The 12,468-nt window shown below is 72.7% G+C and carries 7 protein-coding genes; all 7 read right to left on the bottom strand.

Annotated features, from left to right (window positions below; translation table 11 throughout):
* Positions 1–25: 25 nt before the first annotated feature.
* Entirely contained in the window at positions 26–280 is a 255-nt protein-coding gene (locus ACFOY6_RS08985; protein WP_379634693.1) for a hypothetical protein, read from the bottom strand.
* 241 nt (positions 281–521) lie between these two features.
* Positions 522–1,556, bottom strand: a complete 1,035-nt coding sequence (locus ACFOY6_RS08980) for an extracellular solute-binding protein (protein ID WP_379650232.1) — start codon at positions 1,554–1,556, stop codon at positions 522–524.
* A 135-nt stretch (positions 1,557–1,691) separates the two neighbouring features.
* Complete coding sequence (treY, locus tag ACFOY6_RS08975; protein ID WP_379650230.1) at positions 1,692–4,364, bottom strand: malto-oligosyltrehalose synthase; 2,673 nt, start codon at positions 4,362–4,364, stop codon at positions 1,692–1,694.
* Entirely contained in the window at positions 4,361–6,403 is a 2,043-nt protein-coding gene (gene malQ / locus ACFOY6_RS08970) for a 4-alpha-glucanotransferase (protein WP_379650228.1), read from the bottom strand. Before malQ ends, treY begins: the two co-directional genes overlap by 4 nt.
* On the bottom strand, positions 6,400–8,166 hold the full coding sequence (treZ, locus tag ACFOY6_RS08965) for a malto-oligosyltrehalose trehalohydrolase (RefSeq protein ID WP_379650226.1): 1,767 nt from the start codon (positions 8,164–8,166) through the stop codon (positions 6,400–6,402). Before treZ ends, malQ begins: the two co-directional genes overlap by 4 nt.
* On the bottom strand, positions 8,163–10,295 hold the full coding sequence (gene glgX / locus ACFOY6_RS08960; RefSeq protein WP_109515229.1) for a glycogen debranching protein GlgX: 2,133 nt from the start codon (positions 10,293–10,295) through the stop codon (positions 8,163–8,165). The genes treZ and glgX overlap by 4 nt, the downstream gene beginning before the upstream one ends.
* Positions 10,296–10,299: 4 nt before the next feature.
* Positions 10,300–12,465: a 1,4-alpha-glucan branching protein GlgB gene (gene glgB, locus ACFOY6_RS08955; protein ID WP_379650223.1), complete on the bottom strand. Its 2,166-nt coding sequence runs from the start codon at positions 12,463–12,465 to the stop codon at positions 10,300–10,302.
* Positions 12,466–12,468: the final 3 nt, after the last annotated feature.

The raw sequence follows: 12,468 nt of genomic DNA, 5'->3' as shown, positions 1-12,468 counted from the left end.
GGCCGGCGCCTCAGAGGGGGGCGCCTCAGAGCACGTCGAGGAAGGCCATCAGCCCCCAGGCGGCGGCCCCCAGCATGGCGACCCCCGCCACGTAATCCGCCACCTCGCGCCACAGCGGGTTGGGGGCGGCGGGCGGGGCGGGGCGCTGGCTGGGCTTGCGGTGGGTGCCGCCCTTGGGCGTGGCGGCCTTCGGGCGGCGGGGCGCCTTGGCGGCGGCCGTCTCCTGGCTCTTGGGGGAGCGCCGCCGGGGCGCGGGCCTGGAGGGCGTGCCGCCGGTCATGCCGCGTCTCCGGGCCGGGAGCGCGGAAGGGGAGAAAAAAACAGGGGAAGCGGCGAAGCGGACATGACGACCCTGAACGCTGGCAAGGAGAATGCGCGACAGGGTGGGAACAGATCAGGCCCGCCCCGTCAACCTTGGGCTTGGCCATAAGAAAAGGGCGCCCCCGAAGGAGCGCCCTGTTCATCGAGCGGAACAGGAAGGGGAGGGGGGAGATCCCTCGCCCGGCCGCGTTACTTTTCCCTCAGTTCCAGCCGGCGCGCTGCATGATCTGCAGGGCTTCGGGCGTCTTGTCGAGATTGCCGGCCGCGTTCACCGGCTCGGCGCGGAACTTGCCCATGGCGGCCAGAGCCGGGTGCAGCGGCGTATCGGCCACCACTGGATATTCCATGTTGCCGAGGGCGAAGGCTTCCTGCGCCTTGTGCGTCGTCATGAACTCCAGGAAGCGGATGGCATTGGCGCGGTTCGGCGCCGACTTCACCAGCCCGCCGCCCGAGATGTTCACATGCGTGCCGCGGTCGCCCTCCCCCTGGTTGGGGAAGATGACGCCGATGCGCTTGAACAGCGCCTGGTCCTCCGGCTTGTCGGAGCGGCCGTACTGGCCGAGATAGTAGCTGTTGGCGATGGCGATGCCGCACTGGCCGGAGGGGATGGCGCGGAACTGGTCGCGGTCGCCGCCCTGCGGGGGGCGGGCAAGGTTGGCCACCACGCCGCGCGCCCATTCCTCCGTCTTCTGCGGCCCGTCGGCCATCAGGACCGAGGCGCCGAGGCTGGTGTTGTAGGGATGCGCGCCGCTGCGCGTGCAGAGCATGCCCTTGAAGCGCGGGTCGGCCAGATCCTCGTAGCGGTTGAGCCCCTCGGGGCGGCCCTTCTCGCGGTCGTACATGATCAGGCGGGCGCGCTGGCTGAAGGCGAACCAGAGGCCCTGCGGGTCGCGCAGCCCGGCGGGCACCCGCTCGTTGATCACCGCGGAGCCGTGCGGCGCCAGGATGCCGGCCTGGGCGGCGCGGGCGAGGCGGGCGGCATCGACGGTGAGGAACACATCGGCCGGGCTGTTGGCGCCCTCGTTGCGGATGCGCTCGATCAGCTGGTCCGCCTGGCCCTCGATCAGCCGGACGCGGATGCCGGTCTCCTGGGTGAAGGCGTCGTAGAGGGCGCGGTCGGTGTCGTAGTGGCGGGCGGAGTAGAGATTGATCTCCCCCGCGTTCTGCGCCCGCACCGCCGCGGGGGCGGCAAGGGCGAGCACCGACAGGGCAGCGAGAATCTTCCGGCGGAGCATGGCGGTTCCTCGTGGTTCCGTGTTGCCGCGATGCCTATTTGAATTGCGAAGGGTTCGCAAGAAAATCCGGAGGCCGCGACCTGCCTCCCGGCGCGGAATGGGGAAGCCGGGGCGGTGGCGCCCCGGCTTCCAGGCTCAGCCCGCGGCGCGCAGCACCCGCAGCGGCAGCGGATGGCCGGCGAGCGGCAGCGCATCCCCGGCGGGCACGGAGGCGCCCGTCAGCAGGCAGCGCCAGGAGCGGCCGGAGAGCGCCGGGGGCAGCACCAGCCGCGTGTCGCCCCAGACGGTGTCGGGCACGGAAAGGGTCTCCCCGCGGCCCAGCAGCGGCACGGAGAGGCGCGGCACCGCCACCAGCAGGGCCTCGCCCGCCTCCTGGCGCAGGAAGGCCAGCATCGCCCCCGCCTGCGCCCCTTCCAGGGGCAGCGGGGTGTAGTGCCCGGCGGTGAACAGCGCCGGCGCCTCGGCGCGGGCCAGCAGGAGGCGGTGGATCAACGCCTGCTTCACCGTGCCCGAGGCCCAGTCGGCCAGCAGGCCAGCCGGCTCCGCATTCCGCGCCAGCGCGGCGCGGCGGGCGGCGTAGTCCACCGGGCGCCGGTTGTCCGGGTCCACCAGGGATTCGTCCCAGAACTCGGTGCCCTGATAGACATCCGGCACGCCGGGGCAGGTCAGGCGCAGCGTCGTCTGCGCCAGGCTCTTCAGCGCCCCCGGCAGGGCGATGCGCGCGGCGAAGCCCTGCAGCCCCGTGGCCAGGGCGGGGTGGGCCGCCACGTCCAGCACGCCGCGCAGGAAGCCGGCGGTGGCCTGCTCGTAGGCCTCGTCCGGCATGGCCCAGCCGGAGCGGCGCTTGGCCTCGCGCATCGCCTTCTGCAGCCAGCCGGAAAGCCGCTCCACCCAGGCCCCGATGCCGGCGCGGTCCGTCACCGGCAGGCCCAGCGGCCAGGAGGCGACGACCATCTGCAGCAGCATCACCGCGTCGCCGGGCGTGGGCGCCGGGCCGTCCGGCAGGTCCTGCACCAGCTCCCGGCTCTCGGCCAGGAAGCCGCGCAGCGCCGCCGCCCAGTCGTCGGGGATCTCGGACAGCACGGCGAGGCGCATCCGCACATCCTCGCCCCGCTTGTGGTCGTGCGTGGCGGTGGCGAGCAGCGCATGCGGCCACTCCGTGGCGCGCGCCGCCATCAGGGCGTGGAAGGTCTCCGGCGGCATGGCGAAGTGGCCGGGGTTGGAGCCCACCTCGTTGCGCGAGAGCAGCCTGCCGTAGCGGTAGAAGGCCGTGTCCTCCACCGACTTGGCGGCGGTGGGGGAGGAGAGCTGCTGGAAGCGCGTGCGCGCCACCAGCAGGGCGCGGCGGCTCTCGCCCGGCGGCCGCTCGCGCACCGGCTCCTCGGCCAGCCAGTAGAGCAGGTGGCTGAGCGCCGCGTGGTCGGTGGGCTTGAGGCTGGCGCGGGCGGCCTCGGCCGCCTGGCGCAGCACCGCCGCATCCTGCGCCGTCGGCGTGCCGTTGCGCACATAGACACGGTAGACGGGGAAGTGGACCAGGAGCTGCGCCAGCACCCGGCGGATGGCGTTGAAGGAGAAATCGCGCGAGCGCAGATGGCCGCGCGCCAGGTGGTGCAGGGCGCGGGCGCAGCCATCCAGCTCGGCGGCCAGGCTGTCACGCAGGATCTGCTTGCGCGCCTGGAACTCCTCGGCGTGGAAATCGGCCTCACTGCCGCTGGCCTCGCGCCAGAGGGCGGAGAGCGGCGCCTCGCCGGCCGTATCGTGCAGCACGGCGGAGACCTGGTCCATGAAGTCGTAGCCGGTGGTGCCGTCGGTCTGCCAGCGGGTCTCCAGCCGCTCGCCGGGGGCGAGGATCTTCTCGATCAGGATGTAGGGCGGGCCGGACGGCGCTCCGGCCGGGCGGCGGTGCCCGGCGCTCTCCATGCGGCGGCGCAGCTTGCGGCAATAGCCGCCAGGGTCGGCCAGGCCGTCGACATGGTCGATGCGCACGCCGTCGATCAGCCCCTCGGCGTAGAGGCGCAGGATCAGCTCATGCGTGGCGTCGAACACCTCCGGCTCCTCGGCGCGCAAGCCGGCGAGACCGGTGACGTCGAAGAAGCGGCGCCAGTTGATCTCGTCCGTCGCGGTGCGCCACCAGGCGAGGCGGTAGTTCTGCCGCTCCAGCAGCGCGTGCAGGCGGGCGGCGCCGGTCAGGCTCTTCGTGTCGTGCTCCGCCAGGCCGTCCCGGTCCTCCAGGATGCTCTCGGCGTCGCGCGGGGCGATGGGGAAGCGGTTGTCGAAATAGGCGACCGCGAGGCCGGTGGGGCCTTCCTTCACCAGGCGCAGCTCGCCTTCCGCCAGCGCCTCGCCATAGGGGCGGCCGAGGAAGGGGGCCAGCATGCGGCCCTTCAGCGTCGGGTCGTCCGAGTTCCAGTCGATGTCGAAGAAGCGGGCGTAGGCGCTCTCCATCCCGCGGGCCAGCACGTCCTGCCACCAGGCATTGTGCGGGCCGTCCACCCCCATGTGGTTGGGCACGATGTCGAGCAGCAGCCCCATCCCCTCGGCGCGCAGCGCGGCCACCAGGCGGCGCAGCGCCGGCTCGCCGCCCAGGGCGGGGTTGATCGCGTCATGCGCCGTGATGTCGTAGCCATGGGTGGAGCCGGGCGCGGCCGGCAGCAGCGGCGAGGCGTAGAGGTGGCTCACCCCCAGCCGCGCCAGGTAGGGGACGATGGCCACCGCGTCATCCAGCGTGAAGCCGGCGTGGAACTGGATGCGGTAGGTGGCGCGGGGGTGGGTGGTGGCGGCCGGGTGGGGCTGCGCGTGGTCGCTCATGGGGCTCTCCGCGCCCGGGCGAGGCCCCGCAGGCGCTGTTCGATCGCGGGGTCGTGGAACAGGCGCTCCACCGGTGGGTGCAGCCGGCGGCGCCAGTTGGGGTGCTCGTCAATGGTGCCGGGCATGTTCGGCTGCTCCACCGCCGCCACGGCGTCCTCCAGCGGCAGCAGGGCCAGGGCGCAGCGGGCGCGGCCGATATAGGCGGCGGCGGCATCGGCCACCCGCGCCCCCGCCTCCGGGCCGGGCACCGGCCCCTCGGCCACGCCGGCCTTGCGAAAGGCCTCCCACAGCTTCGGCCGTTCCGCCGCACGCGTCTCGGCCTGGCCTTCCAGCGTGGTGCCGAGCGTCTCGCGCCAGAGCAGGTCGCGCCCTTCCCACCAGCCGGCGACGGTGGGCAGGTCGTGGGTGGAGGTCATGGAGACGGCCTCGCGCGTCCAGCGCGCCGGGTCCTTGAAGGACTTGCCGCTCTGCTCGAACCACATTACCCGCATGCCGGCGAGGCCGGCATTCTGCAGCTTCGGCCGGAAGCCCTCCGGCACGGTGCCGAGGTCCTCGCCGATGGCGATGGCCTTGTGGCGGTGCGATTCCAGCGCCACCAGCCGCAGCATGTCTTCCAGCGGGTAGCGCAGGTAGCAGCCGGCGGCGGGACCCTCGCCCTGCGGCACCAGCCAGAGCCGGCGCAGCCCCAGCACATGGTCCAGCCGCACGCCGCCCGCGTTGCGGAAGGCGGCGCCCAGCATCTCGCGGAAGGCGGCGAAGCCGTTGGCGGTCAGCCCGTGCGGCGAATAGGTGGTGATGCCCCAGCTCTGGCCCTTCGCGTTGAAGATGTCGGGCGGGGCGCCGATCTCGACGCCGGAGAGGAACTCGGTCTGCCGCGCCCAGGCATCGGCGCCGCCGCCATCGACGCCGATGGCGAGGTCGGCGATCAGGCCGATGCGCGCGCCGCCCTCCCGCGCCGCGCGCTGCGCCGCCGAGAGGCCACGGTCGGCCAGGAACTGCGCGAAGGCATGGAACGCCACCTCCTCGGCCTGCGCCTCGGCGAAGGCGGCCACCTCCGGGCTCTCGGGGTCGCGCAGGGCGGCGGGCCAGTCGCGCCAGTGCCAGCGCGCCGGGCCGGCGGCGAGCTGCGCGGCGTGCAGCGCCTCGAACCGGGCATGGCGCGTGAGCGAGGTGCCGCCCTCGGCCAGGAAGCGCGCAAAGGCCGCATGCGCCTCGCCGGGTGGCGCCTCGCGGAAGGCGCGGTGGATCTGCCGCAGCCGGGCCAGCCGGGCGGCGGCCACGGCGGGCCACTCCACCATCGGCAGCGCTTCCAGCCGCGCCCAATCGGCGGCCAGCTCCGCGCCGAAGGGCGGCAGGCCGGGCAGCAGGTCCTCGCCATCGGCGTGGCGCACATCGAGCCAGAGGCGGCTGGAGGGCGCATAGGGGCTGCTGCGGCTGGGGTCGGCGCTGAACTGCGCGTGCACGGGCGAGATCGCGACGGCATCGGCCCCCTGCGCCGCCGCCGCGGCGGCGAAGGTGCACAGCGCGGCGTAGTCGCCGACGCCGCCATCGCCGCTGCGCTTCAGCGAGTAGAGTTGCACCGCCAGTCCCCAGGCGGCCTGGCCCTCGCAGGCATCCTCGATGCGGTGGCCATGCGCGGGCGCCACGGCCAGGGTCAGGGCCTGGCCGGAGAGTTCCAGCGTGTAGTAGCCGGGCAGGGCGGGGGCGGCGAGGCGCGCGCCGCCCGGCGCGGCCTCGGCCATGCCTTCCACCTGGGTGCCATCCTCGGCGGTCAGGCTGTAGCGTCCGGGCGGCAGCGGCAGGCGGATGTCGATGCCGGGCTCGGCCGTTCGCAGCGGCGGCAGGGCGCGGTGCGCGGCGCGGAACCGGGCGGCGCTGTCGCGCAGCGCGCCCTCGCCATCGGCCGGCAGGCCCAGCGCGCCCAGCACGCTGCGCAGCGTCTCGGGCGTGGTCTGGTGCCTGCGGCCGTTGGCGTCCTCCCAGTCGATCATCAGCCCGACGGCGCGGGCCAGGCGCCGCAGGGCAGGGTCCTGGCTCATGCCGCGGGCTCCTGCAGCCAGGCGATGGCGGCGCGGGGCCCGATGCCGTTCTCGGCCACCGCGGCGCCGAGGCCGGGCAGCGATTCCGCCAGCAGCGTGCCGGGGCCGGGCTGGGCGGGGATGGCGGTGTCGCCGAACTGCGCCAGGATGGTCAGCACCGAGCCATCCCCCAGCTTCCACTGCGCCCGCACGCCATGGGTGCCCAGCGCCTCGGCGCCGAGCGAGCGTGCCTCGGCCAGATACGGGGCGAGGCGGCGGGCGCGCAGCTTCAGCAGGTCGGTGACGAAGCGCTCCGCCTCCGCCTGGGCCGGCTTCTCGCGCTCCGAGAGGTCGAGGCGGCTGGCCTCGAAGGTGCCGGGGGCGTTGGGGTCGGGGATGCGCTCGCGCTTCTCCGGGTCGGCGAAGGCGGCGAACTTGGCGAATTCCTTGCGGCGCCCCTCGCGCACCGCCTTCGCCAGATCCTCCGAGGGGAAGCCGGTGAAGAACAGGAAGGGGCGCTCGGAGAAGAACTCGTCGCCCATGAACAGCATCGGCACCTGCGGCGCCAGCAGCTTCAGCAGCAGCGCGGCGCGCACCGCATCGGCAGGGGCCAGGGTGTAGATGCGGTCGCCGAAGGCACGGTTGCCCACCTGGTCGTGGTTCTGCAGCGCATTGACGAAGGCCGAGGGCGGCAGGTGGCCGCTCGGCTTGCCGCGCGCATGGCCGAGATTGGCCGATTCCTCGCCCTGGTAGACGAAGCCCTCCGCCAGCGAGCGGGCCAGGTGCCCGGCCGGGCGGTCGGCATAGTCGGCGTAGTAGGCATCCGTCTCGCCGGTCAGCAGCACGTGCAGGCAGTGGTGCGCGTCGTCGTTCCACTGCGCGTCGAAGTCGTGCTCCAGCAGCGTGGCGTCGTTGTTCTCGTTCTCCAGCACCAGGTAGACGCGGCGGCTGCCGGCGGCCTCGCGCACGCGGCGGGACAGCTCGGGCAGGAAGCTGGCATCCGGGATGGCGTGCACCGCGTCCAGCCGCAGCCCGTCGAAGCGGTACTCGGTCAGCCAGAAGATGGCGTTCTCGATGAAGAAGTCCCGCACCGGCGTCTCGCGGAAGTCGATCGCGTCGCCCCAGGGGGTGCTGACATCCTTGCGGAAGAAGTCCGGCGCGATGCTGTGCCAGTAATTCCCCGACGGGCCGAAATGGTTGTAGACCACGTCCAGCATCACCGCGAGGCCATGGCCATGCGCGGCATCGACCAGCGCCTTGAGGTCGTCCGGCGTGCCGTAGGTCTCGTCCGGCGCATAGGGCAGCACGCCGTCATAGCCCCAGTTGCGGCTGCCGGCGAAGTCGTTCACCGGCATCAGCTCGATGGTGTTGACGCCGAGCGCCGCCAGGCGCGGCAGCTGCGCCATGATGCCGCGGAAGCCCCCCATGGCCCCGGCGTGCAGCTCATAGACCACGCTCTGCGGCCAGGGGTGGGTGCGCCAGTCGCCCTGCTTCCAGCGATAGGCGAAATGGTCCACCACCACGCTCCAGCCATCCACGTCGCCATCCTGGGCGTGCGAGGCGGGGTCGGGCACGGTGGGGCCGTTGCCCAGGGCATAGCGGTAGCGGGTGCCGGGCGGCGCCGGCACGGTGCATTCCCACCAGCCATCGGCGGCGGCCTGCATCGGCACCGGCTCGGCGTCGCGGCGTTCCAGGGTGACCCCCGGCTGACCGGGAGCCCAGAGGCGGAAGCCGGTCTGCCCGCCGGCATCGGGCGAGGGGCCGTAGGAGAAGCGTCGCGTCATCCGGGATGATCCTCAAGGGGCGGCAATGCCACCAGCAGACGGGCGGAACGTGCGGCCAGACGCAGGGTTGCGCCGCCCACCGGATGGCCGGGCGCCTCCGGCTCGGCGCTGTCGAGCACCGAGATCCAGGCCAGGGCGGGGGAGGGCAGCGTCACCACCCGGTCCCGCCCGGAGGCGTTCAGCAGCAGCAGCGTCACTTCCACCCCCTCGCTCTCCGCCCCCTCGCCGCGGGCCGGGCCGGCACGCCGCAGCAGCAACACGCGGCCCTCGGGATCGTTCCAGCGCTCCGGCGTCATCGGCGCGCCATCGGCGTCGAACCAGGCGGTGTCGGGCATGCCGGGCAGGGGCTCGGTCTGCCCGTGGCGGAAGACGGGGCTGCGCAGGGTGGGGTGCTGGCGGCGCAGCGCGGCGGCGCGGGCGGTGAAGGCGGCCAGCTCCTGCCCCGCCGGGGTGGCGGCCAGCGCCCAGTCGAACCAGGACACCTCATTGTCCTGGCAATAGGCGTTGTTGTTGCCGCGCTGGGTGCGGCCGAACTCGTCGCCGCCGAGCAGCATGGGGGTGCCGTGCGCGGCGAGCAGCGTCAGCAGCATGGCGCGCTTCAGCCGGCCGCGCAGCTCCAGGATGTCGGGGTCGTCGGTCGGGCCTTCCACGCCCCAGTTGGCGCTGAAATTCTCGCCATGCCCGTCGCGGTTCTCCTCGCCATTGGCCTCGTTGTGCCGCTCCGCGTGGCTGACGAGGTCCTCCAGCGTGAAGCCGTCATGCGCGGCGACGAAGTTGACCGAGGCCCAGGGGCGGCGGCGGCGCTTCTCGAACAGGTCGCCGGAGCCGGAGAGGCGGGCGGCGAGATCGGGGCGCAGCCCCGCATCGCCGCGCCAGAAGCGGCGGACCCCGTCGCGGAAGCGGTCGTTCCATTCCGAGAAGCCGGGGGGGTGGTGGCCGAGCTGGTAGCCGCCCGGCCCGATGTCCCAGGGCTCGGCGATCAGCTTCAGGCGGGAGAGCACCGGGTCCTGGCGGATGGCGTCGAAGAAGCCGGAGCCGGGGTCGAAGCCGTTGTTGCCCTCCCGCCCCAGCGTGCTGCACAGGTCGAAGCGGAAGCCGTCCACGCGGTAGGCGGTGGCCCAGTGGCGCAGGCTGTCCATCACCATCTGCAGCACGCGCGGGTGGGCGAGGTTCACCGTGTTGCCGCAGCCCGTCTCGTCGATGTAGCGCCGTTCCTCGCCGGGCTGCAGGCGGTAGTAGCTGGCATTGTCGAGGCCCCGCCAGGAGAGGGTGGGGCCGAGCCCATCGCCCTCGCAGGTGTGGTTGTAGACCACGTCGAGGATCACCTCGATGCCGGCGGCGTGCAGCCGGCGGATGGCGACGCGGATCTCGTCCAGCCCGCCGCTGGCGAGATAGGCGGGCTCCGGCGCGAAGTAGGAGAGGGGGGAGTAGCCCCAGTAGTTGCGCAGGCGCTTCTCCACCAGGAAGCGGTCCTGCAGGAAGGCCTGCACCGGCAGAAGCTCCACCGCCGTGACGCCGAGCTTCAGCAGGTGCTCGATCATCGGCGGGCTGGCCAGGGCGGCAAAGGTGCCACGCTCGCGGGGCACCAGATCCTCCCGCCGCATGGTCAGGCCACGCAGATGCGCCTCGTAGATCACCGTGCGGTCCCAGGGCACGGCGGGGGGGCGGTCGTCGCCCCAGTTGAAGGCGTCGTCCACCACCACGCCCTTCGGCATGGCGGCGGCGCTGTCCCGCCGGTCGAAGCTGAGGTCGGTGCGGCCGGGGCCGTGGCGGTGGCCGAACAGCGCGTCCGACCAGCGCAGGGTGCCGGAGAGCTGCCGCGCATAAGGGTCGAGCAGCAGCTTGTTCGGGTTGAAGCGGTGGCCCTGCTCCGGGTGGTAGGGGCCGTGCGCGCGGTAGCCGTAGATCAGCCCGGGGCGTGCCTCGGGCAGGTAGCCGTGCCACACCTCGTCCGTGCATTCCGGCAGGGGGAGGCGCGCCATCTCCTTGCGGCCCGAGGGATCGAAGAGGCACAGCTCCACCCGGGTCGCATGGGCCGAGAAGACGGCGAAGTTGATCCCCAGCCCGTCCCAGGTGGCGCCGAGCGGGTCGGGACGGCCCGGCAGCAGCCAGTCGGGGAGCAGGGGCAAGGGATCAGCCCTCCGGCGTCAGCACCAGCGTGGACAGGCCCGGCAGTTCCAGCGCCAGCGAGGCCTCGAAATCGTGCGAGGCGATCGCCTGCGCCTGCACGCGGCCGCCATTGCCGCCATTGGCGCCGCCATAGATGGCCGCGTCCGAGTTGAACACCTCGCGCCAGGCGCCGTCCAAGGGCACGCCGAGGCGGTAGGCCGTGCGGTTTACCGGCGTCAGGTTGCAGACCACCAGCGCCGGCGCGCTGCCCTCCGGCCCCAGCCGCAGGAAGGCCAGCACGCTGTTCACGGCATCGTCCATCACCACCCAGCGGAAGCCGGCCGGGTCGCAATCCAGCGCGTGCAGGGCGGGCAGCGTGGCGTAGAGGCGGTTGAGGTCGCGCAGCAGGCGTTGCAGGCCGGCATGGCGCGGGTCGTCCAGCAGGTGCCAGTCCAGCGAGCGGTCGTGGTTCCACTCCCGCACCTGGGCGATCTCGCCGCCCATGAAGAGCAGCTTCTTGCCCGGATGCGTCCACATGAAGGCCAGGTAGGCGCGGAGATTGGCGAATTTCTGCCACTCGTCGCCCGGCATCTTGCCGATCAGCGAGCCCTTGCCGTGCACCACCTCGTCATGGCTCAGCGGCAGCATGAAGCGCTCGGAATAGGCGTAGACCATGCCGAAGGTCATGCTGCCATGCTGGTACTGCCGGTAGATCGGGTCGCGCTCCATGTAGTGGAGCGTGTCGTGCATCCAGCCCATGTTCCACTTGAAGTCGAAGCCCAGGCCGCCCTCGCTGGCCTTGCGGGTGACGCCGGGGAAGGCGGTGCTCTCCTCGGCGATCAGCAGCTTGCCCGGGCAGCGCTCGGCGACGACGTTGGAGAGTTCCTGGAGGAAGGAGATGTTCTCCAGGTTCTCCCGCCCGCCATGGATGTTCGGCACCCACTCGCCATGCTTGCGGCTGTAGTCGCGGTAGAGCATCGAGGCCACGGCGTCGACGCGCAGCGCGTCCACCCCGTAATGCTCCAGCCAGTGCAGCGCGCTGCCGATCATGAAGTTCCGCACCTCGCGCCGGCCGAGGTTGTAGATCAGCGTGTTCCAGTCCTGGTGGAAGCCCTCGCGCGGGTCGGCGTGCTCGTAGAGCGCGGTGCCGTCGAAGCGGGCCAGGCCGTGCGTGTCGGTCGGGAAGTGCGCCGGCACCCAGTCGAGGATCACGCCGATGCCGGCCTCATGGAAGCGCTCCACGAGGCGCGCGAAATGCTCCGGCGGGCCGAAATCGCCCTGCGGCGCGAACTGCCCGAGCGGCTGGTAGCCCCAGGAGCCGCCGAAAGGATGCGCCATGACGGGCAGGAACTCGACATGGGTGAAGCCCATCTCCCGCACATAGGGGATCAGCTTGTCGCCCAGCTCCTCCCAGGAGAGGGGAGCATTGCCCTCGCCGCGCATCCAGGAGCCGGCATGCACCTCGTAGACAGCCATGGGGCGCGTCGCCGGGTCGCCGGGCGGGATCTCGCGCGGCGCCGCGCGGATGGCCGCGGTATCGGCCACGATCGAGCCGGTGGCAGGGGCGGGCTCGGCCTGCCAGGCCACGGGGTCGGCCTTCAGCGGCAGGATGCTGCCATTCGGGTCCAGCAGCTCGAACTTGTAGACGGCACCGACGCCGAGGCGGGGGATGAAGATCTCCCACACCCCGCATTCCTGGCGCAGCCGCATCGGGTTGCGGCGGCCATCCCAGCTGTTGAAATCACCCACCACCGAGACACGCTTGGCATTGGGCGCCCAGACGGCGAAGCGCACGCCGGGCACGCCCTCCACCTCCATCGGGTGGGCGCCAAGGCAGCGGGCGATATCCTGGTGGGTGCCCTCCTTCAGCAGGTGGATGTCCAGCTCGCCGAGGAGCGGGCCGAAGGCGTAGATGTCCTCCGCCTCCTGCACCACGCCGCCCCAGTCGATGTGCAGCCGGTAGTTCCCGGCCGGCACCGGGCCCTCGAACAGGCCGGTGGCGTGGAGCGGCGTCAGCGGATGCAGGGTGCCATCCTCCGCCACCGCCGAGACGGCGGTGGCGCCGGGCAGCATGGTGCGCACCACACGCCCTGCCGGGGTGTCATGCGGGCCCAGCGCGGCGAAGGGGTCGCCATGGCGGCCCTCCGCCAGGGCGTGGATGGCCTCGGGGGGCAGCGTGGTCTCGGCCATGCG

Origin of the sequence: Teichococcus aestuarii (assembly GCF_042651065.1) — a bacterium.
Taxonomy (GTDB): domain Bacteria; phylum Pseudomonadota; class Alphaproteobacteria; order Acetobacterales; family Acetobacteraceae; genus Pseudoroseomonas; species Pseudoroseomonas aestuarii.
The sequence above is the reverse complement of the archived record's forward strand: the minus strand, read 5'-3'. Positions and strand labels throughout refer to the sequence as shown.